At 72.5% G+C, this 19738-nt stretch carries 18 protein-coding genes, 1 other RNA gene and 1 pseudogene; 10 read left to right on the top strand and 10 right to left on the bottom strand.

Going from position 1 to position 19738, the window contains the following annotated elements; genetic code table 11:
* The first annotated feature begins 79 nt into the window (after positions 1-79).
* The 3 genes from R0232_RS05380 to R0232_RS05370 all read left to right on the top strand — a co-directional run bounded on the left by R0232_RS05380 (position 80) and on the right by R0232_RS05370 (position 3133).
* Complete coding sequence (locus R0232_RS05380) at positions 80-1747, top strand: MBL fold metallo-hydrolase (protein ID WP_431511467.1); 1668 nt, start codon at positions 80-82, stop codon at positions 1745-1747.
* On the top strand, positions 1744-2460 hold the full coding sequence (locus tag R0232_RS05375; RefSeq protein ID WP_431511466.1) for an RNA pseudouridine synthase: 717 nt from the start codon (positions 1744-1746) through the stop codon (positions 2458-2460). The genes R0232_RS05380 and R0232_RS05375 overlap by 4 nt, the downstream gene beginning before the upstream one ends.
* 88 nt (positions 2461-2548) lie before the next feature.
* A complete protein-coding gene (locus R0232_RS05370) occupies positions 2549-3133 on the top strand; it encodes a hypothetical protein (RefSeq protein ID WP_208511149.1) in 585 nt (194 codons plus the stop codon).
* Positions 3134-3149: 16 nt separating this feature from the next.
* On the opposite strand, the gene R0232_RS05365 is transcribed toward R0232_RS05370, so the two are convergent.
* The 8 genes from R0232_RS05365 to R0232_RS05330 all read right to left on the bottom strand — a co-directional run bounded on the left by R0232_RS05365 (position 3150) and on the right by R0232_RS05330 (position 11024).
* Complete coding sequence (locus R0232_RS05365) at positions 3150-4361, bottom strand: multidrug effflux MFS transporter (RefSeq protein ID WP_431511465.1); 1212 nt, start codon at positions 4359-4361, stop codon at positions 3150-3152.
* Complete coding sequence (locus R0232_RS05360; protein WP_431511464.1) at positions 4358-5845, bottom strand: efflux transporter outer membrane subunit; 1488 nt, start codon at positions 5843-5845, stop codon at positions 4358-4360. The genes R0232_RS05365 and R0232_RS05360 overlap by 4 nt, the downstream gene beginning before the upstream one ends.
* Entirely contained in the window at positions 5845-6813 is a 969-nt protein-coding gene (locus tag R0232_RS05355) for an efflux RND transporter periplasmic adaptor subunit (protein WP_431511463.1), read from the bottom strand. The genes R0232_RS05360 and R0232_RS05355 overlap by 1 nt, the downstream gene beginning before the upstream one ends.
* A gap of 7 nt (positions 6814-6820) precedes the next feature.
* Complete coding sequence (locus R0232_RS05350) at positions 6821-7027, bottom strand: DUF1656 domain-containing protein (protein WP_209542553.1); 207 nt, start codon at positions 7025-7027, stop codon at positions 6821-6823.
* Complete coding sequence (locus R0232_RS05345) at positions 7024-9198, bottom strand: FUSC family protein (RefSeq protein WP_431511462.1); 2175 nt, start codon at positions 9196-9198, stop codon at positions 7024-7026. The genes R0232_RS05350 and R0232_RS05345 overlap by 4 nt, the downstream gene beginning before the upstream one ends.
* Positions 9199-9702: a MarR family winged helix-turn-helix transcriptional regulator gene (locus R0232_RS05340; protein WP_431511461.1), complete on the bottom strand. Its 504-nt coding sequence runs from the start codon at positions 9700-9702 to the stop codon at positions 9199-9201.
* A gap of 133 nt (positions 9703-9835) precedes the next feature.
* Positions 9836-10193, bottom strand: an RNA gene (rnpB, locus tag R0232_RS05335) — RNase P RNA component class A.
* 33 nt (positions 10194-10226) lie between these two features.
* Entirely contained in the window at positions 10227-11024 is a 798-nt protein-coding gene (locus R0232_RS05330; protein ID WP_431511460.1) for an AraC family transcriptional regulator, read from the bottom strand.
* A 118-nt stretch (positions 11025-11142) separates the two neighbouring features.
* Here R0232_RS05330 and R0232_RS05325 point away from each other — a divergent pair.
* Positions 11143-12036, top strand: a pseudogene (locus R0232_RS05325) (DMT family transporter); the annotation flags it as partial.
* Between the two features lie 9 nt (positions 12037-12045).
* On the opposite strand, the gene R0232_RS05320 reads toward R0232_RS05325, so the two are convergent.
* Positions 12046-13002 carry a cupin domain-containing protein gene (locus R0232_RS05320; protein WP_431512862.1) on the bottom strand — a complete coding sequence of 319 codons (957 nt, stop codon included), beginning with the start codon at positions 13000-13002 and terminating at the stop codon, positions 12046-12048.
* Positions 13003-13101: 99 nt separating this feature from the next.
* On the opposite strand from R0232_RS05320, the gene tehA reads away from it, so the two are divergent.
* The 6 genes from tehA (at position 13102) to R0232_RS05290 (ending at position 19180) form a co-directional block, all read left to right on the top strand.
* Positions 13102-14118 (top strand): dicarboxylate transporter/tellurite-resistance protein TehA, encoded by a 1017-nt coding sequence (gene tehA / locus R0232_RS05315; RefSeq protein ID WP_431512861.1) that lies wholly within the window; start codon positions 13102-13104, stop codon positions 14116-14118.
* A 79-nt stretch (positions 14119-14197) separates the two neighbouring features.
* The gene (gene cysK, locus R0232_RS05310; RefSeq protein ID WP_208508927.1) at positions 14198-15118 is read left to right on the top strand and encodes a cysteine synthase A; all 921 of its coding nucleotides are present in this window, start codon (positions 14198-14200) and stop codon (positions 15116-15118) included.
* Between the two features lie 95 nt (positions 15119-15213).
* The gene (locus tag R0232_RS05305) at positions 15214-16872 is read left to right on the top strand and encodes an NAD(P)/FAD-dependent oxidoreductase (protein ID WP_431511459.1); all 1659 of its coding nucleotides are present in this window, start codon (positions 15214-15216) and stop codon (positions 16870-16872) included.
* A 7-nt stretch (positions 16873-16879) separates the two neighbouring features.
* Entirely contained in the window at positions 16880-17449 is a 570-nt protein-coding gene (locus tag R0232_RS05300) for a VUT family protein (protein ID WP_431511458.1), read from the top strand.
* A gap of 23 nt (positions 17450-17472) precedes the next feature.
* Positions 17473-18099: a flavin reductase family protein gene (locus R0232_RS05295; RefSeq protein ID WP_093355569.1), complete on the top strand. Its 627-nt coding sequence runs from the start codon at positions 17473-17475 to the stop codon at positions 18097-18099.
* A 73-nt stretch (positions 18100-18172) separates the two neighbouring features.
* Entirely contained in the window at positions 18173-19180 is a 1008-nt protein-coding gene (locus R0232_RS05290; RefSeq protein ID WP_431511457.1) for a ProQ/FinO family protein, read from the top strand.
* Between the two features lie 10 nt (positions 19181-19190).
* Here R0232_RS05290 and R0232_RS05285 read toward each other — a convergent pair whose 3' ends face one another.
* Entirely contained in the window at positions 19191-19652 is a 462-nt protein-coding gene (locus R0232_RS05285; protein ID WP_431511456.1) for a DUF4304 domain-containing protein, read from the bottom strand.
* Between the last annotated feature and the right edge of the window lie 86 nt (positions 19653-19738).

The following is a 19738-nucleotide window of genomic DNA, read 5'->3' as shown; positions in this document are numbered from 1 at the left end:
TGGCGCGATGCTCATACCTGCTTCGGCATGTGCTTATGCGCGACACACCTCCGGCGCGCCGGCTCTCCATAATCGCCCCATGGTTCGTCCCACACAACTCATTCATCCCCAGCGCGAACCGGTGGCGGTGCGCGCCGCGGCCACCGTGCTGCTTTTGCGCGATACCGCGGCCGGCATCGAGGTGCTGATGACGCGCCGCTCGGCCACCGCGAGCTTCGCGCCCGGCGCCTACGTCTTCCCCGGCGGCCACATCGACGCGGCCGACGAGGTCGCCGCGCGCACGGCCGCGCGCCGCCCCACGCAGAGCCCGCTGCAGGCCACCCAGGCGGTGGCCGCGATCCGCGAATGCTTCGAGGAGCTCGGCGTGCTGCTCGCGCACCATGCCGACGGCCGCCCGGCCGGTGCCGCGGACATCGCCGCGATGGACCGCGACGGCCACGCGGCCGTGCCCTTCGCCGAGCAATGCGCGGCGCGCGGGCTGGTGCTCGAGGCCGACCGCGTGTTCACCTTCGCGCACTGGATCACCGACCGCGACCTGCCCAAGCGCTTCGACGTACCCTTCCTGGTGGCACGCATGCCCGAGGGCCAGGAGCCCTCGGCCGACGAGAGCGAGCAGTTCGAGCCGAGCTGGGTGCGCCCGGCCGATGCGCTGGCACGCCACGCGGCCGGCAGCTTCTTCATGATCTTCCCGACCGTGCGCACGCTGCAGCGCATGGCCTCCTATGCCAGCGTCGACGCGGTGCTGGCGGCTTGCGCGAGCGAGCAGCCGCTGTGGACCAGCTGCCCGCGCGGCGGCTTCGTCAACGGCCGCGACGAGCGCTACATGGAGAACGACCCGCCCTTCGGCGAGCTCGCGCTGGTCTGCCCCGACGGCCAGATGCTGCATTCGCTCGACTGGAAGAGCGACGCACCGGTGGCGCTGCTGAAGAACGTGCAGCGCCTGACCGCGCCCAACCCGGGCGCGATGACCGGCCCGGGCACCAACAGCTACATCGTGGGCGACGCCGCCACCGGTCACATCGTGATCGATCCGGGCCCGAACGACCCCGCCCACATCGAGCGGCTGTGGCAGGCCGCCAAGGGCGACATCCGCATGATCGTCTGCACGCATTCGCATGCCGACCATTCGCCGGGCGCGGCGCCGCTGCAGGCGCTGGCCGGCGCCGCGAAGCCGCCGATCCTGGGGCTGTCGTCGGCACCCACGGCGCGCGCGAGCGCGCGCTTCTCGGCCGAGCGCGAGCTGGCCGACGGCGAACGGCTGGTGCTCGCGGGCACCGGTGCCGATGGCCAGCCGCTCACGCACACGCTGCGCGTGGTCCACACGCCGGGCCACGCGGCCAACCACCTGTGCCTGGTGCTCGAGGAGGACGGGCTGCTGTTCTCGGGCGACCACATCCTCAACGGCAGCACCACGGTGGTCGATCCGCCCGATGGCGACATGACGGCCTACCTCGATTCGCTCGACAAGCTCGACGCGAACTGCGAGGCCGGCGGCGTCGAATTCATCCTGCCCGCGCACGGCCACGTGATCGGCTTCGCGCGCACGGCCATCGCCTACCTGAAGGCGCACCGCCTCAAGCGCGAGGCCAAGATCGCGGCCGCGATGCAGAAGCTGCCCGAGGGCACGCCCGAGCAATGGCTGCCGCTGGCCTACGACGACGTGCCCGAGCGGCTGTGGCCGGTGGCCGCGCGTTCGCTGGCGGCGCACGTGGCGCGCATCCGGCAACAGGCGGCCGTCGGCTCATGAGTGCGCAAGACAGGCACGACGCCGAGGGCATCCGCCTCGCCAAGCGCGTGGCCGCGCTCGCGGGCTGCTCGCGCCGCGAGGCCGAGCTGCTGATCGAGAACGGCGCGGTGCGCGTCGACGGCCAGCCGGCGCTGCTGCCGCAATCGCGCGTGCAGCCGCACCAGCAGGTGGAGATCGAAGCGGGCGCGCGGCCCGAACCCGTGCTGCCGGTGACGCTGCTGCTGCACAAGCCGGCCGGCCTGCGCACCGAGGAAGCGCACACGCTGCTGGTGGCCGCCAACCTCGCCGCCGCGCACGGAACGCCGCGCTTCCTGCCCGCGCATGCACGCGGCCAGCACTGCATGACGCCGCTGGAGACCGGCGCCAGCGGCCTGGTGGCCTTCACGCAGGAATTCCGCATCGAGCGCAAGCTGCACGAGGACGCCTCCGTCATCGAGCACGAGATCATGGTCGACGTGGCCGGGGCCGTCTCGCCCGAGCAGCTCGCGCGCTTCGAGCGCACGCCGGCGCGCGTGAGCATCAGCCGCCAGACCCCCGAGCAGACCGGGCTGCGCTTCGCGCTCAAGGGCGCGCAGCCGGGCCAGGTCGCGCACCTGTGCGACCGCATGGAGTTGCGCATCCTCGCGATGCGCCGCATCCGCATCGGACGCGTGCCGCTGGCCGGCCTCGCGCCCGGCCAGTGGCGCTACCTCGCGCCGCAGGAACGCTTTTGACGACGAAGGCTTCGCGCGCCCGCACCGCATGTTCGCGGCCTGCTTTTTTCAGCCAGCGGCTTCGCGCCGCCGACAGGAGACTCCAGCCATGAAGTCCGGATCGACATCCGCCGCCGAGACCGTTCCCTTTCCGCGCCGCCTGCCCGCCACGGTGGCGGCCCTGGCCCTCGCCTCGCTCGGCGGCTGCTCGGTGTTCGAGCCCCTGATGCCCGCGCCGGCGCCACCGGCCCCGCCCGCGCCGCCGCCCGTGGTGTCGAAGGACGGCCTGGCGCCGATCACCGAGGACCAGGTCGAGCGCATCCGCGAGCAGATCGCCGCCAAGCCGCCGACCCCGGCCGTGGGCCGCGTGGTGCGCAGCGCCTCGCCGACCATCGAGTCCTTCCTGCGCACCGAGGGCTGCATCACCGCGCGCAACGGCGCGGTGCTCAATCCCTTCGCGGCACCGGGCCGGCTGTTCGACGCCCAGGGCTTCCAGGGCGGCCCGATGGCGCAGATGCAGTACCACGACAAGACCGCCTGCGTGACCGTCAAGCGGATCCAGAACTGGAAGATGGTGTCGCCCAAGCTGCTGCGCTTCGAGGTGGTGTACGTGGGCGACGACGGCGAGGAGCGCGCGGTCAAGCACCACGAGCTGATGCGGCAGCCCAAGGGCGGGTGGTTGTTCGCGAAGTAGCCGTGCGTGGCGCGGCTCAGCCCGCCGCCACCTTGCGCTGCGAACGCAGCGCCACCGCGAACGACAACTGCGCCACGATCCCCGCCCCCGCGAGCACGATCGCCGAGGCCAGCGCGGGGTTGCGGTGCCCCATGCCCGCGAGCGCGGTGCACAGCGCGCCCACCGCCATCTGCGTGAAGCCGTAGAGGCCCGAGGCCGAGCCGATGATCTGCGGATTGACGCTGATCGCCTGCGTGAGCGCGGCCGGCGAGGCCATGCCGGCACCGACGGTGAACAGGAACATGGCGGCGACGATCAGCGGCACCGACAGGTGGTCGGTGAGCGCGGCGTCCAGCAGCACGAAGGCCGCGGCCACGCTGAGCGCGTTGGAACGGATCATGAGCTGGTCGACGCGCACGCGCGCGATCAGGTGGCTGGTGAGGAAGCTGCCGAGCCACACGCCCGAGACCAGGATCGCGAGGTAGATGCCGGCCTCGTGCGCGGGCCGGTGCAGCTGGTCGACGAAGATGAACGGCGCCGAGGCGATGAAGGCGTACATCGAGGTGGTGGCGCAGCCGCCGCCGATGGAGAAGCCGAGGAAGGCCGGCGAGCGCAGCAGCCGCGCGTAGTTGCGCGCGAGCGCGGGCGCGCTGACGGGCGCGCCGGGCCGGCCGGTCTCGGGCAGCAGGCGCCAGGTGAACAGCAGGCCGACGATGCCGAGCGCGAACAGGCCGTAGAAGATCGAGCGCCAGCCCAGGGCGGTGGCGAGCGCACCGCCGACCAGCGGCGCGATGCTCGGGCCCACGGTCACCATCAGGTTCATCAGCGCGAGGCGGCGTGTCGCCTCCTGCGGCTCGGCGGTGTCGCGCACGATGCTGCGCCCGAGCACCAGGCCCGCGCAGCCGCCCATGGCCTGGAACAGCCGCGCGGCGATCAGCGCATGCACGTCGGGCGCGAGCGCGGCCGCCAGCCCCGCGACCGTGTAGAGGCCGAGGCCCGCGAGCATCACCGGCCGGCGGCCGAAGCGGTCGGCCAGCGGGCCGTACACCAGCTGCCCGACGGCCAGGCCGAAGATGTAGAGGCTCACCGTCATCTGCATCTCGCCGATGCCGGCACCGAGGCCGCGCGCGGCGATCGGCAGCGCGGGCACGAAGATGTGCATGGCCAGGGTGCCGCTGAAGGTGACGAGTGCGAGCAGCCACAGCGGCGCGTGCGCGGCGCGTGGCGCGGGAATGGCGTTCGCGTTCACTGCTTGCGTGCCTCGCTGCCGCTGGCCGCGAGGCGGTCGCCGTCGTCCGTCTCCCAGCCGCCGCCGAGCGCCATGAACAGCACGATCTGGTCGTCCGACAGCTGCGCCTCGCTGGCCGCCAGCGCGGCATCGCTCGCGGCCAGCGCGCGCTCGGCATCGAGCGTGTCGAGGTAGGAGGTGCGGCCGTTGCGGTAGAGCTGGCGCGCCTGCGCGGCGACGGTGGCGCTCTCGTCGCGCGCGGCCTGCAGCGCGGCGCGGCGGTCGAGTTCGCGCGCGTAGTTGCCGAGCGCCGACTCGGTTTCGCGCAGCGCGGTGAGCACGGTGCCGTCGAACTTCGCGAGCGCCGCGCGCGTGCCGGCCTCGGCCTGCGCGATGCGGGCCTGCGCGATGCCGGTGTTGGGCACGGTCCACGAGATCAGCGGGCCGAGGCTCCAGCCGAAGGTGCCCTTGCGGCCGAAGTCCTCGGCCGGCCCGGCCGACGAGGCCGACAGGCCCAGCGTGATCTTCGGATAGAGGTCGGCCGTGGCGACGCCGATGCGCGCGGTGGCCTGGGCCAGGCTGCGCTCGGCCTGGCGGATATCGGGCCGGCGGCGCAGCAGCGCGGCACCGTCGCCCACCGGCACGGTGCCGGCCACGCGCGGCGGCACGGCGCAGTCGGCGAGCTCGCGCGGAAAGTCCTGCGGCAGCTCGCCCGTGAGCGTGGCGAGGCGGTAGAGCGCGTTCTGGCGCTCGGCCAGCAGCGGCGGCAGCGCGGCCGTGAGCTGCTGCAGCTGCGCGCGGGCGCGGCCGGTGTCGAGCGCGCCGGCGCGGCCGGCGTCGTGCAGCTTCTCGGTGACGTCGACCGCCTCCTGCTGCAGCCGCACCGACTTCTGCGCGATCGTCAGCCGCAGACCGGTGGAACAGGCCTCGGCATAGGCGCGCGCGGTGCCGGCCGCGACGTTCACGCGCACCAGGTCGAGCGCGGCCGCGGCCGATTCGGTGCCGGCCTCGGCCGCCTCGGCGGCGCGACGGATCTGGCCGAACAGGTCGACCTGGTAGGACAGCGACAGGCCGCTGCTGTAGTTGAAGCGGTCCGGCGGCTCGTAGTCCTTCTGCAGCAGCTGCAGGCCCGAGACATGGCCGAACGAGGGCCCGCCGTTCACGCCGATGACGGGGCGCTTGCCGCCGGCCACCTCGGCCTCGATGGCGCGCTCGCGCTCGAGGTTGGCGACCGCCTGGCGCAGGTCGGTGTTGTGCGCGAGCGCCTGCTCGACCAGCCGGTCGAGCCGCGGGTCGCGGTACAGCCGCCACCAGTGCGGCGGCAGCGGCACGGCCTGCAGGCCGGCGGCGGGATCGGCTTCGGCGAAGGGCCGGCCGGCCGCGGGCTGGCTCGCGATGGCCTCGTCGGGCTGGCGGTAGTCGGGGCCGACGCTGCCGCAGGCCGCGAGCGCCGCGGCGGCGGCCAGCGCGGCGATGCGCAGCACGGTACGCGATGCGGTGGTCATCATCCTTCCTTCCTGGCGCCGGCCTTGGCGTCGGCATCGGCGGCGGTCTTCTCGCGCTGCGCCTCGGCCTGCTCGAGCACCTGCACCGTCACCGTCTGCCCCGCCACCAGCCGCGCGCCCGCGGGCAGCGAATCGAGCTTCACGCGCACCGGGATGCGCTGCGCGAGCCGCACCCAGTTGAAGGTGGGATTCACGCTCGGCAGCAGGTTGGCGCTGGTCGAGCGGTCGCGGTCGGCGATGCCGGCGGCCACGCTCTCGACGGTGCCGCCGAGCACCGCGCCGCCGCCCATCGGCATGACGTGCACGCGGTCGCCGAGGTGGATGCGCGGCAGCTTGGTTTCCTCGAAGTAGCCCTCGACGTAGAAGGAGCGCGCATCGACCAGCGCGAGCACCGGCCGGCCCGCGGCCGCGTAGCTGCCCTGGCGCAGGTCGAGGTTGGTGACCAGGCCGTCGGCCGGCGCGCGCACCTCGGCGCGCTGCAGGTTCAGGCGCGCCGAATCGAGCGCGACCTCGGCCTGCGCGACGGCGGCACGCGCCTGCTCGACGCGCGCGCGGGTCTGTTCGCGCGCCTCCTGCGAGACCAGCGCCTCGAGCCCCGCGTTGCGCGTGTTCTCGCGCTGGGCCTGCGCGCTCATGGCGCGCTGCGCGGCGAGCGCGGCCTGGGCCTGGCGCACGGCCAGGTCGTAGCGCGCGCGGTCGACCTCGAACAGCAGGGTGCCGGCGGCCACCGACTGGTTGTCCTGCACCGGCACGGCCGTGACCAGGCCCGAGACGTCGGGCGCGATCTGGACCACGTTGGCGCGCACGCGGCCGTCGCGCGTCCAGGGCGCGAGCTCGTAGTGGTCCCAGAGGCGAAAACCCGCCCAGACGGCGGCGACCACCACGGCGGCGGTGACGAGGATGCGCAGCGCGCCGGCGGGCCAGGTGCGGGCGCCGGCCTTGTTGTCGTTGGAAGTGTTGGCGGTCATGGTGTGGTCATTGCAGGGAGGACGTGGCGCGGCTCAGCGCATAGAGCAGCAGCAGGTAGAGCGCCATGTCGAACAGGGCCGGGTGCCAGACCCAGCGGTAGAGGCCGGTGGCGGCCAGCAGCCGGCGCACGCCCCACAGGGCGAGCAGCGCGGCACCGGCCAGCAGCATCAGCCAGGGCACGTAGAGGCCGTAGAAACTCGCTTCGCCGATCATCGGGACACTCCTTGCGCGGCAACAGGAACAGGAACTGGAACGACGGAAGCCGCGCGCATCGGCGGCGCCTCCGGAAAGAGATTGCGGCGCAGCCCCACCAGCGCGGTGACGGCCGAGCGCGCGTCGGCGCTCGACGTGCTTGCAGCGCCGAGCATCGAGGCCAACGCCTCGTCGATGCGCGCCAGCAGGCTCGCGGGCCGCGCGGCCACGCGGCCACCGGCGCGCTGGCGGAAGAAGCGCGCGATGTCGCCGAGCAGCGCGCTCGCCGAGGCCAGCGGCAGCTGCGCGCGCACGCGCTGCAGCGCATCGATGTCGGCGCCCATGCGCAGGTCGCGCAGCGCGTCGTCGGCGGCCACGCCCTCGATGCGGCCGCCGGCCTGCGCGATGCGCGGCGCCAGCAGGCCGATGCGGTCGAGCATGCGCACCGCGTAGGCGTCGCCGGGCACGGCGCGGCGCTGGGCCGACGACGACAGGGTCACGGGCGTGGCCGCGGCCGCGCCGGCCATCTCGCCGAGCTCGCGCCAGGTGGCGCGCTGGATGCGGCGCGCACTCCAGTCGGCGCCCACCGAGCGCACCAGCCGCGTGACGAAGGCCGCGGCCACCACGCCGAAGACCTGGCCCAGCATGCTGTTGATGAAGCTCACGATGTCGGCGGTGGCGGTGTCGTGCATCGCCAGCGTGCCCGAGACGCCGAACAGCAGCGCCATGGCGGCCATGAAATAGGCCGGCCGCGCCATGTACAGGCCCAGTGCCAGGAACACCGGCGCGCAGACCGCGACCAGCATGCCGAAGTCGTGCACCAGCGGCAGCAGCACCAGCACGTAGAGCGCGGAGATCGGGATCGACCACAGCGTCCACTTGAGGAAGCCCTGGATCGCGGGCACCGGGTCGTCCATGGTGGCGAAGAAGCAGCAGAAGACCGCGGCCATCATGGTGGCGGCCGAGCCCATCGACCAGCCGGTGAGGATCCAGAACGCACCGCACAGGCAGATGGCGAGCACGGCCGCGAGCGCCGACAGCAGCGCCATGCCGCGGTCGAGGTGCAGCACGCGGTTGCCGAGCGCGGCGACGCGGCGCGGCGGCACCGCGCCCTTCAGGCCGTCGTCGATGTCGGCACGCAGCCGCGCGCAGGCGCGCCAGCCTTCGACCAGCTCCTCGAGCCGGCCCGCGAGCGCGATGCGCAGCGCGCGGCCCCAGGGAGAGATGGAGGCACCGGGTCGCGTGGCGGCGAGCGCGGCAAGGGTCGCGCGCAGGGCCTGCAGGCGCGCATCGTCGGAAGCGCCGGCGCCCTCCTCGCGCAGCCACTGCCCGGTCTGCGCGAGCAGCGCGGCCACGTCGGGCGCGATGGCGCCCTCGGCCTGCTCGAGCGCGAGCAGCCGGTCTTCCACCGCCGACAGCGCGGGCGTGAGCGCGGCCACGCGGTCCTGCATCGCGCGGATCGCGCCGGCGGTCCAGCGCAGGTGCGTGGTATCGAAGGGCACGTGGGTCGACAGGATGCGCAGCTGCGTGATGTCGCCCGCGAGACGGCGCCGGTCGTCGGCCAGGCGCTTGGGGTCGGCATCGGCGCGGCGCGCGGGCGTGCCCGTGGCGCTGGCAGGCGGCTGCAGCAGGTCGCCGAGCCACTTGCGCGCGTCCTGCAGCGTGCGGTCGAGCAGGCCCAGCACGGTGGGGCCCATGCCGGCCGGCAGCACCAGGCTGTGCAGCAGCGTCGCGCAGAAGATGCCCAGGCCGATCTCCTCGACGCGCGCGACGGCGGTGTCGAACAGCGCCTCGGGCGCCTGCACCGAGGGAAAGCCGATCAGCGCGGCGGTGTAGCCCGCGAGCATGAAGACGTAGGAGCGCGGCGTGCGGTCGAACAGCGAGATGCACAGGCACAGGCCGACCCACAGCGCGAGCACCAGCGTCAGCAGCTCGGGCGCGTTCGACAGCGCGGGCACCAGCAGCACGGTGGCGGTGCTGCCGATCAGCGTGCCGCAGAAACGGTAGACCGCCTTGGAGCGCACCGCACCGGCCAGCGGATGGGCCACGACGTAGGTGGTCATCAGCGCCCAGAACGGACGCGGCAGGCCGGCGCGGCTGGCGAGGTACATCGCGAGCATCGCGGCGGCGAAGCTCTTGGTGGAGAAGACGATCTCGGCGCGGCTGAAGCGCGGCAGGCTCAACGAGGGCATCTAGCGGCGCCCCTCGGCCGGTGCCGTGCGGCCCAGCCGTTCCTCGAGCACCCCGAACACGCGCAGGCAGGCCGCGAGGTCCTCGTCGGACACGCCCTCGAACAGCGCGGCGCGCATCAGGCTCAGCGCGGCCTCGATGGGTTCGCAGGCGGCCTCGCCCGCGGGCGTGAGATGCAGGGTCTTGGCGCGGCGGTCGGCCGGGTCCTCGCGGCGCTCGACATAGCCGGCCTCGACGAGCTGGTCGAGCGAGCGCACCAGCGACGGCCCCTCGATGCCCAGCGCCTCGGCCAGCACGCCCTGGCGCACGCCCTGCTCCATGCGGCCGATCATCACCACCGGCCAGGCCAGGGTCTGCGACAGGCCCACGTGCGCGACCGCCTTGTCGGCCGCGGCGCGGTAGCCGCGCTGCAGGGTCGAGAACTGCATGCCGAGCTTCATCAGCGCGGCTTCGCGCGCTTCCTTTTTCTTCTTCCGGCCGGCGGGCGGCGTGACCGATTCGGCCATGGCAAGGCTCCCAATTAGTTAGCTTGCTATCGATTATACGGGTTTACCCCAGATCGTGCCGGCCATGCCGACGGGCGGGTCATGCGCCGAGCGGCATGACCCGACGAAGAACGTTGGGGAAGAAGAAAGAAAAGTGTGAAGCGCGCCGATAAGCCGGATTCTGTGCACCGGACATCTCTTGCGAAATGCCCGGCGTGACCGCCATTACTCTGGGCCGTCTGTCGCCAGACGGCTCGATGCCACCTACCCGCCAGCTCAGCGGAACCACCTCGATACTGGCCTACTTGGTGTTGCTGCGCGCAGAGATTGCCCGTTTCACCCGAACTGAATCGGCTCGTCTCTGTTGCTCTGATCCTCACCTCACGGTGGAGAGCCGTTAGCTCCTGCGCTGTCCTGTGCAGTCCGGACGTTCCTCCAGTGCGGTCTTTCGACGCGGTGCCCGAAGGCATCGCCCCTTGCGGGCTTGCACCAGCGGCGGTCTGGCACGCTTCACGGGGCGGATTATCGCCGCTTCGCGCATGCCCTCATCCCGCGATGCCGCAGAACTCGCGCCGGTACTGCTCCGGCGTCGTGCCCGCCTCGCGCTGGAACATCGCGATGAAGGCCGAGGCCGTGCTGTAGCCGAGATCGAAGGCGATCTCCTGCACCGTGCGGCCGGCCTCCAGCGCATCGATGGCGCGCAGGAAGCGCAGCCGCTGGCGCCAGTCGCCGAAGGACATGCCGAGTTCGCGCTGGCACTGGCGCGCGAGCGTGCGCTCGGTCATGTGCACGCTCGCGGCCCACTCGGCCAGCGAGCGGTGGTCGCCCGGCTCGGCCTGCAGCGCCTCGAGCACGCCGACCAGCGCGGGCGAGGCCGCGGCCGGCAGGTAGCAGCGCAGCACCTCGGCGCGCGCGAGCTGGTCGACCACGACCTGCGCGAGCCGCAGGTCGGCCGGCGTGACGGGCTCGTTCACATCGCGCGCGGCGAAGTCGGCCAGCACGCTGCGGATGATCGGGCTGATGCGCACGGTGCAGGGCTGGGTGGGCAACTCGGCGCACAGCGCGGGCACGATGTAGACGGTGCGATAGACGACGGCATGGCGCAGCGTGCAGCTGTGCACCACCCGCGGCGGGATCCACACCGCGTACTGCGGCGGCGAGAGGAAGCGCAGGCCCTCGGCCTCCATCTGCATGGTGCCGTGCGCGGTGTAGTTGAGATGGCCCCAGCTGTGGCTGTGCGGCGCGGCCAGGGTGTCGGCGCCGAATTCGTCCCAATTGAAATAGAACGGGCCGGCCTTGTGCTCCACGTCCTGGATCGACAGGTAGCGCGCGCGATCGGCCATGACGGGGCGGTTCCTCGAAAGAGCGTCCGGAATTCCGGACCGGTTGTCCTGATCGAGCTATATGCCGCAGGACGGACGCACCGATGATAGCCCCGCCTCCTCCTGAAAGTCCTGTCCCATGTGGCCCTATGCCTTCCCCCTGCTCGCCGTCGTCATCTGGTCGGGCAACACCGTCGTCAGCAAGATGGCGGCCGGCACCATCGCGCCGGCCGAGATCAGCTTCTACCGCTGGCTGCTCGCGGCCCTGCTGTTCACGCCGCTGGCGCTGCGCCCGGTGCTGCGCAACTGGCGCGCGATCCGCCCGCAACTGGGCCGCATCGCGGTGCTCGGCCTGCTGGGCATGGTGGTCTACCAGAGCCTCGCCTACTACGCGGCCTACCTGACCACGGCCACGCACATGGGGATCATCGGCTCGCTCACGCCGATGATGGTGCTGGCGCTGTCGATCCTGCTGCTGGGCCAGCGGCTCACGGCCGGCGCGGTGGCGGGCTCGCTGGTGTCGATCGCGGGCGTGGCGGTGGTGGTGTCGTCGGGCGACCTCGGCACGCTGCTCAAGAGCGGCGCCAACATGGGCGACGGCCTGATGCTGCTGGCGATGCTGGCCTATGCGGTCTACGTGATCCTGCTCAAGCGCTGGGGCATGAAGGAAGTGCCCGCGCTGCAGCTGCTCTACCTGCAGATCGTGTGCGCGGTGATCGTGCTGCTGCCGCTGTACCTGCTGACGCCGCGCATGGGCCTGTCGGCCGCCAACCTGCCGCTGATCGGCTTCGCGGGCCTCGGCGCCTCGATGCTCGCGCCGCTGGTGTGGATGCACACGGTGGCCCACATCGGACCGAGCCGCGCGAGCATGTTCTTCAACCTGATCCCGCTGTTCACCGCGCTGATCGCGGCGGCGGTGATCGGCGAATCGCTCGCGGCCTATCACGCGGTCGGCGGCGTGCTGACGGTGGCCGGCGTGCTGCTGGCCGAGCTGTGGAAGGCGCCGCTGCGGCGCCCGGTGTTGGCCGGGTCCGGAGACGCCTCAGCCGGCCGTAGACGCGGCGGCGCGCCGGAAGCGCCCCGGCGTGAGGCCCGCGTGGCGCGCGAAGGCACGATTGAACGCGGCCTCGGAGCGGTAGCCGACGGCCTCGCCGACCGAGGCCGTGTCCTGCCCGCCATGCGCGAGCAGGCGCGACGCGAGCTCCATGCGCAGGCTGGTCAGCAGCTCGAGCGGGCCGGTGCCCGTGCGGCGCGCGAACTCGCGCGCGAAGGTGGCGCGCGAGAGGTGGCAGCGCTCGGCCAGCGAGGCCACGGTCCAGTCGTGCTGCGGCGCGTCGAGCATGGCCTTGAGCGCGCCCGCCAGCCGCGGGCTGGCCATGAGGCCCAGCACGCCCGAGAGCTCGGGCCGGGTGTCGAGGCAGGCGCGCACCGCGAGCGTGAACAGCGTGCCCGAGAGCTGCGCCACGATGGCCTGCGCGCCGGCGTTCTGCTGCTCGATCTCGTGCGCCATCAGCCGCACCAGGCCCTGCAGCCAGCCGTACTCGGGCCGCTGGCCGAAGGGAATCACCAGCGGATCGGGCAGCGCGTCGAGCAGCGTGCTGCGGCGCCGGCCCGGGAACTCGAACTCGCCGCAGAGGATGTCGGTGTCGGCCTTCGCGGGGCGCGGCAGGTTGGTCTTGAGGTCGACCAGCTCGCCCTTGCGCAGGCGGATCGGGCGCATGTCCTCTTGCGGCTCTCTCGGCTCCGGCCCGAGCCCCGCGGTGCGCAGCACGTGCGCCTGGCCGTGCGGCAGGATCACGAGGCTGCCCTCCTCCAGCGGCAGCAGCGTCTTGCTGGCCGGCAGCCACAGCTCGCAGCGCCCGCGCATCAGGATGTGGAAGGGCGCGCGCCACGGGCCGATGGCCTCGTGCGGCGCGGCCCAGTCCTGCCCGAACAGGCAGCGCAGGTCCATGCGGCCGCGCGGGGCCAGCCAGTCGACGAGTTCGCTCAGGGCATCCATGGTGTGAGACGTTGGAGCAAGTTTTGTAGCCGGATCGGCATTCAAAATCCTAGCATGCAGGCCTACAGTTCATTCACCGACTTCCACGAGGTGAACAGAATGACTTCCGATCTCGCCCCCGCCGCTCCCACCGCCGCACCCGCGGCATCGGCCCGCGGCCCCGTTCCCGTCTCCTTCTTCAGCATCGCCGTCGGCCTGCTCGCGCTGGCCGCGGCCTGGCGCGTGGCGACGCCGCTGTGGCAACTGCCGCCCGAGGCCGCGCAGGCCCTGACCTGGGCCGGCATCGCCGTCTGGCTGGTGCTGCTGGCGCTCTATGCCGCCAAGTGGCTGCGCCATCCCGACGAGGCGCGCGCCGAGCTCGAGCACCCGGTGCAGTCGTCGTTCGCGGCGCTGGGCCCGGTGGCCAGCATGCTGGCGGCGGTCGCGCTGCTGCCCTACGCACGCCCGGTGGCGCTGGCCGTGTTCGCACTCGCCGTCACGGCGCAGCTCGCGCTCGGCCTGCGGCTCTATGGCCGCACCTGGCAGGGCGGCCGCGCGCCGGCCTCGGTCACGCCCGCGATCTACCTGCCGGCCGTGGCGCAGAACTTCGTTGCCGGCACCGCGGCCGCGGCCTTCGGCTGGCCGCAGCTGGGCCTGCTGTTCTTCGGCGCGGGGCTGTTCTCGTGGCTCGCGCTCGAATCGCTGATCCTGCACCGCGCCGCCACGCAGGAGCCGCTGCCCGAGGCGCAGCGCCCGCTGCTGGGCATCCAGCTCGCGCCGGCCGTGGTCGGCGGCGGCACCTGGCTCGCGGTGAATGGCGGCGTGCCCGACCTGTTCGCGCAGATCCTGCTGGGCTACGGCCTCTACCAAGCCCTGCTGCTGCTGCGCCTGCTGCCGTGGATCTCGCGCCAGTCCTTCACGCCCGGCTACTGGGCCTTCAGCTTCGGCGTGGGTGCGCTGCCGACGCTCGCGATGCGGCTGGTGGCGGCCGGCGCCACGGGGCCGGTGCGCTGGCTCGCGCCGCTGCTGTTCGTGGCCGCCAACGCGATCATCGGCCTCTTCGCGGCGAAGACCCTGGCGCTGCTGGTGCGCGGCCGGCTGCTGCCGGGCGTGCCGGTTGCAACACCTTCGCGCTGAAAGGTCCGCGGGCTGGTCTCACAATGCGCGCTGTCGTCGCGACAACCATCGAACCGAACGCATCCAAGGAGATCCATCCATGAAGGCCCAGAACATCCTCCAGACCATCGGCAACACGCCGCACGTGCGCATCCAGCGCCTGTTCGGCAACGCGAAGCAGCAGGTCTGGATCAAGGCCGAGCGCGCCAACCCCGGCGGCTCGATCAAGGACCGCATCGCGCTCGCGATGGTGGAGGACGCCGAGAAGAGCGGCGCGCTCAAGCCCGGCGGCACCATCGTCGAGCCCACCTCGGGCAACACCGGCATCGGCCTGGCGATGGTCGCGGCCGTCAAGGGCTACAAGCTGATCCTGGTGATGCCCGACAGCATGTCGGTGGAGCGCCGCCGGCTGATGCTGGCCTACGGCGCCACCTTCGACCTGACGCCGCGCGCGGGCGGCATGAAGGCCTCGATCGCGCGCGCCGAGGAGATCGTGGCGGGCACGCCCGGCGCCTGGATGCCGCAGCAGTTCAACAACCCGGCCAACGTCGAGGTGCACGTGCGCACCACGGCCGAGGAGATCGCGGCCGACTTCCCCGAGGGCATCGACGTGCTGATCACCGGCGTGGGCACCGGCGGCCACATCACCGGCGTGGCGCGCGTGCTCAAGAAGAAGTGGCCGAAGCTGCAGGTGTTCGCGGTCGAGCCCGTGGCATCGCCCGTGATCTCGGGTGGCCAGCCCGCGCCGCACCCGATCCAGGGCATCGGTGCCGGCTTCATCCCGAAGAACCTCGACACCGCGCTGCTCGACGGCGTGCTGCAGGTCGATGCCGAGCCCGCGCGCGAGATGGCGCGCCGCTGCGCCACCGAGGAAGGCATGCTGGTGGGCATCTCCTCGGGCGCCACGCTGGCGGCCATCGCGCAGAAGCTGCCCTCGCTGCCCGAGAACGCGGTGGTGCTGGGCTTCAACTACGACACCGGCGAGCGCTACCTGTCGGTCGAAGGCTTCCTGCCCGCCTGATCCCTTCGCGGTCCCCCGTTGCGGCCAGCTATCCCTTTGATAGCGGCCCAACGCGTAAAATCGTCGGCCTGCTTGATAAACACAAGCCCCACGACATGCTGAGAATCTCCGAACTCAAACTTCCGCTCGACCATGCGCCCGAGGCGCTGGCCGCGCTGATCGCCCGCACCCTCGAGGTCCCGCCCGAGGCGATCGCCTCCCACACCGTCTACAAGCGCAGCTTCGATGCGCGCAAGGCCGAGCTGCTGACGGTCTACATCTGCGACGTGGCGCTCGCCGACGCGAAACGCGAGGCCGCGCTGCTCGCCAGGCACGCCGGCCATCCGCACATCCAGCCCGCGCCCGACATGCGCCATGCGCTGCCGGCGGACGTGCCCGCGGGCGCGAGCCGTCCGGTGGTGATCGGCTTCGGCCCCTGCGGTATCTTCGCGGCGCTGATGCTGGCGCAGATGGGCCTGCGCCCGATCGTGCTGGAACGCGGCAAGACCGTGCGCCAGCGCACCAAGGACACCTGGGGCCTGTGGCGCAAGAGCGTGCTCGACCCCGAGTCGAACGTGCAGTTCGGCGAGGGCGGCGCCGGCACCTTCTCCGACGGCAAGCTCTACAGCCAGATCAAGGACCCGCGCTTCCTCGGCCGCAAGGTGATGGAGGAGTTCGTGAAGGCCGGCGCGCCGCCCGAGATCCTCTACGTCGCGCATCCGCACATCGGCACCTTCAAGCTGGTGAAGGTGGTGGAGAACATCCGCGAGCAGATCGTGGCGCTCGGCGGCGAGATCCGTTTCGAGCAGCGCGTGACCGACGTGCGCATCGAGGATGGGCACGACGGCAAACACCTTCGCGGCCTCACCGTGCTCGACCAGGCCACCGGCCAGAGCCACGAGCTGCGCGCCGACCACGTCGTGATGGCGCTCGGCCACAGCTCGCGCGACACCTTCGCGATGCTGCACGAGCGCGGCGTTCACATCGAGGCCAAGCCCTTCTCGATCGGCTTTCGCGTCGAGCATCCGCAGGGCCTGATCGACCGCGCGCGCTGGGGCCGCCATGCGGGCCACCCGATGCTGGGCGCGGCCGACTACAAGCTGGTGCACCACGCGAGCAACGGCCGCTCGGTCTACAGCTTCTGCATGTGCCCGGGCGGCACCGTGGTCGCGGCCACCAGCGAGCCGGGCCGCGTGGTCACCAACGGCATGAGCCAGTACTCGCGCGCCGAGCGCAACGCCAACGCGGGCATCGTGGTGGGCATCGACCCGCGCGACTATCCCGAGGGCCCGCTGGCCGGCATCGCGCTGCAGCGCGCGCTCGAGTCCAACGCCTTCGTGCTCGGCGGCGGCGACTACCGCGCGCCGGGCCAGCTGGTGGGCGACTTCATCGCCGGCAAGCCCTCCACCCAGCTCGGCGAGGTGATGCCCTCGTACAAGCCGGGCGTGACGCCGACCGACCTGCACCGCGCGCTGCCCGACTTCGCGATCGAGGCGATGCGCGAGGCCTTCCCGGCCTTCGGCCGCAAGATCAAGGGCTTCGACCTGCACGACGCGGTGCTCACCGGCGTCGAGACGCGCACCTCCTCGCCGATCCGGATCACGCGCGGCGAGGACTTCCAGAGCCTCAACGTGCGCGGCCTGTACCCGGCCGGCGAAGGCGCGAGCTACGCGGGCGGCATCCTGTCGGCCGGCGTGGACGGCATCAAGGTCGCGGAAGCCGTGGCACGCGGCCTGCGGGCCGAGGCCGAACGGCAGCGCACCGCCGCCGTCTGAGAACGCCATGACGACGACGCACGACCGCGCTCCCCTCGCCTTCGCTCGACCGGGCCCCGGCGCCTTCGCGCTGGCCATCGGCGCGATGGCGCTGGTGGTGCTCGCCTCCAACATCCTGGTGCAGTTCGCCATCAACGACTGGCTGACCTGGGGTGCCTTCACCTACCCGGTCGCCTACCTCGTGAGCGACCTCGTCAACCGGCGCTTCGGCCCCGGCATGGCGCGCCGCGTGGCCTGGATCGGCTTCGCGGTGGCGGTGGTGGTGTCGCTGCTGCTCGCGCCGGCGCGCATCGCGCTGGCCTCGGGCAGCGCCTTCATCGCCTCGCAGCTGCTCGACATCCGCGTCTTCGACCGCCTGCGCCGCGGCCTCTGGTGGCGCGCGCCGCTGGTGGCGACCGTGGTCGCGGCGGTGCTCGACAGCATCGTGTTCTGGGGCATCGCCTTCGCGGGCACCGACGGCCCCTGGCTCACCTGGGCGCTCGGCGACCTCGGCGTGAAACTCGCGGTCGGCGTGTTCATGCTGCTGCCGTTCCGCCTGCTGATCGGCCGCCAGGCGATGCGCCCGGCCCTGCGCTGACCGAACAACCCGGGATCCCTTCCATGCAGGACGACGACCGCTTCCATTTCTACGAACCCGCGCGGGGCCACGGCCTGCCGCACGATCCGTTCAACGCGATCGTCGGCCCGCGGCCCATCGGCTGGATCTCCTCGCACGATGCGCAGGGCGTGCTCAACCTCGCGCCCTACAGCTTCTTCAACGGCTTCAACTACACGCCGCCGATCGTCGGCTTCGCGAGCATCACGGCCAAGGACAGCCTGCGCAACATCCGCGAGACCGGCGAGTTCGGCTGGAACCTCGCCACCCGCCCGCTGGCCGAGCCGATGAACCAGAGCTGCGCCGCGGTGCCGCCCGAGGTCGACGAGTTCGCGCTCGCCGGGCTCACGCCCGCGCCCTCGCGCCGCATCGCGGTGCCGCGCGTGGCCGAGAGCCCGGTGTCCTTCGAATGCCGGCTGACCCAGATCGTGCAGCTGCAGGCCGCCGACGGCCGCGCCATCGAGACCTGGCTGGTGCTCGGCGAAGTGGTGGGCGTGCACATCGCGCGCCACCTGCTGCGCGAAGGCATCTACGACACCGCCGCGGCGCAGCCGATCCTGCGCGGCGGCGGCCCGGCGGACTATTTCGAGATCCGGCACGACAATCTGTTCAAGATGTTCCGGCCCCGCTGACGCGCACCGCGCGCCGCCCCACCGACTTCCAACCCCTAATTCCGACTTCGCGCCCCGCGCCGAATCCCGAGCAATGACCGACGCCCCCACCACCGCCCCGAAGACGAATTCGCGCAACAAGCCGCGCGGCCCCCGCCCGGACCTGGCTTCCCAGCTGCAGCAACTGCGCGGCGGTGCCGACGCCGCGCAGGAGCCCGGTGCCGAAGCCGCGCCCGCGGCCGGTGCCCGCCCCGAGGGTCAGGCGCAGCGCGACAACAACCCGCGCCGCAAGCCCCAGCGGCCGCAGCGCGGCCAGGGCCCGCGCGGCCCGCAGGGCGCCGCGCCGCAACGCCAGCCGCAGGCCCAGGCGCAGCAGCAGCAACCGGCGCGCCCGCAGCGCAAGGCCAGCCCGGTGCTCGAGCGCCTGTTCGAGCTCTATCCGCAGCTGTTCGGCGCGCGCTTCGTGCCGCTGAAGCTCGGCGTCTACGAGGACCTGCTCGCGCGCCATCCCGAGGACTTCAAGACCGAGGACCTCAAGGTCGCGATGGGCCAGCATGCGCGCTCCACGCGCTACCTCGAGAGCGTGGCCGCCGGCCATCCGCGCCACGACCTCGACGGCAACCCGGTCGACCCGGTCGCGCCCGAGCACGTGCACCACGCCATCCTCGAGCTGCACCGCCGCCGCTCGCAGCGCACCGAGGAGGACCTGCGCCCGCAACTGGTCACGCGCATCGCGCGCGCGATCGAGAACTCGGGCCTGGACCGCGAGGCCTATGCCGTGCTCGTGCGTTCGCGCGACGAGAAGGCCAATGCCGTGGTCGACGAGGCGCTGGCCGAACTGGCGGCGCAGGCCGCCAAGCGCGAGGCCCTGCTGCGTGCCTTCGAGGCCAGCGGCCGCGGCGAGCAGGAGTTCGCCGACATGTACGGCATGAAGCCCGGCGAGGTGACGCGCACGCTGCAGCGCGCGCGCAAGGAGCGCGAGGCGCCCGTGGCCGCGCCCGCACCGGCGGTGGTGGTGGCGGAAGCCGACACCGCGGCGGCACCGGAAGCCATGCCCGACGCGGCAGCGCCCGCGTCGGAAGCCGCGCCCTCGGCGGACTGAGCGCCCGGCCCTACAGGCTCGCGCCGTAGGGCGAGAGATTCGGCCCCGGCTCGCCGCGCGCCAGCCAGGCCTCGACCTGCGGCAGCAGCCCGGCCACCGACGCGGCCAGTGCGCGGTAGGCCGCGGCATCGTCGCCCAGCCCCTCGTACGAGAACCAGTCGGCCGGCAGGCTGCTCGCGCCGCCGTGCCGCTGCAGCCGCACGCGGTGCTCGAGCGGCGCATGCTCGAGCAGCAGCTCGTGCTGCGGCACCAGCTCTCCCCAGCTCGTCGTCTTGTCGCCCGGCGGATGCCATGCGGCCTCGAGAAAGAACGCGGTGCCGGCCTTGTCGTACTGCAGGCCGATGAAGTGCAGCACCTCGGCGCGGTCGCGCCGGTAGCGCGGAAAGCGGCCGTCGAAACCGGCCTCCTGCAACACGGGCACCAGCACGGCCTTGAGCGCGGCGGACATCTGCTGGGTCGGCGACTTGGGCATGCGGCGGAACTCCTGGCCTCGGGGAGCCGCAGTGTAGAAGCGCCCGCGCCATGAAAAAAGCCGCCACCCGAAGGTGGCGGCTCGAT

This window comes from Variovorax sp. DAIF25 (genome assembly GCF_050711835.1).
Taxonomy (GTDB): domain Bacteria; phylum Pseudomonadota; class Gammaproteobacteria; order Burkholderiales; family Burkholderiaceae_C; genus Variovorax.
The sequence above is the reverse complement of the archived record's forward strand: the minus strand, read 5'-3'. Positions and strand labels throughout refer to the sequence as shown.

Excerpts from the sequence above, each read along its gene's own strand:
- R0232_RS05350 (WP_209542553.1), bottom strand. The coding sequence starts at position 7,027 with ATGATCGGCGAAGCGAGTTTCTACGGCCTCTACGTGCCCTGGCTGATG.
- R0232_RS05300 (WP_431511458.1), top strand. The coding sequence starts at position 16,880 with ATGACGACGACGCACGACCGCGCTCCCCTCGCCTTCGCTCGACCGGGC.
- R0232_RS05285 (WP_431511456.1), bottom strand. The coding sequence starts at position 19,652 with ATGCCCAAGTCGCCGACCCAGCAGATGTCCGCCGCGCTCAAGGCCGTG.
- R0232_RS05345 (WP_431511462.1), bottom strand. The coding sequence starts at position 9,198 with ATGCCCTCGTTGAGCCTGCCGCGCTTCAGCCGCGCCGAGATCGTCTTC.
- R0232_RS05290 (WP_431511457.1), top strand. The coding sequence starts at position 18,173 with ATGACCGACGCCCCCACCACCGCCCCGAAGACGAATTCGCGCAACAAG.
- R0232_RS05330 (WP_431511460.1), bottom strand. The coding sequence starts at position 11,024 with ATGGCCGATCGCGCGCGCTACCTGTCGATCCAGGACGTGGAGCACAAG.
- R0232_RS05305 (WP_431511459.1), top strand. The coding sequence starts at position 15,214 with ATGCTGAGAATCTCCGAACTCAAACTTCCGCTCGACCATGCGCCCGAG.
- R0232_RS05295 (WP_093355569.1), top strand. The coding sequence starts at position 17,473 with ATGCAGGACGACGACCGCTTCCATTTCTACGAACCCGCGCGGGGCCAC.
- R0232_RS05380 (WP_431511467.1), top strand. The coding sequence starts at position 80 with ATGGTTCGTCCCACACAACTCATTCATCCCCAGCGCGAACCGGTGGCG.
- R0232_RS05370 (WP_208511149.1), top strand. The coding sequence starts at position 2,549 with ATGAAGTCCGGATCGACATCCGCCGCCGAGACCGTTCCCTTTCCGCGC.
- tehA (WP_431512861.1), top strand. The coding sequence starts at position 13,102 with ATGACTTCCGATCTCGCCCCCGCCGCTCCCACCGCCGCACCCGCGGCA.
- cysK (WP_208508927.1), top strand. The coding sequence starts at position 14,198 with ATGAAGGCCCAGAACATCCTCCAGACCATCGGCAACACGCCGCACGTG.
- R0232_RS05355 (WP_431511463.1), bottom strand. The coding sequence starts at position 6,813 with ATGACCGCCAACACTTCCAACGACAACAAGGCCGGCGCCCGCACCTGG.
- R0232_RS05375 (WP_431511466.1), top strand. The coding sequence starts at position 1,744 with ATGAGTGCGCAAGACAGGCACGACGCCGAGGGCATCCGCCTCGCCAAG.
- R0232_RS05360 (WP_431511464.1), bottom strand. The coding sequence starts at position 5,845 with ATGACCACCGCATCGCGTACCGTGCTGCGCATCGCCGCGCTGGCCGCC.
- R0232_RS05320 (WP_431512862.1), bottom strand. The coding sequence starts at position 13,002 with ATGGATGCCCTGAGCGAACTCGTCGACTGGCTGGCCCCGCGCGGCCGC.
- R0232_RS05340 (WP_431511461.1), bottom strand. The coding sequence starts at position 9,702 with ATGGCCGAATCGGTCACGCCGCCCGCCGGCCGGAAGAAGAAAAAGGAA.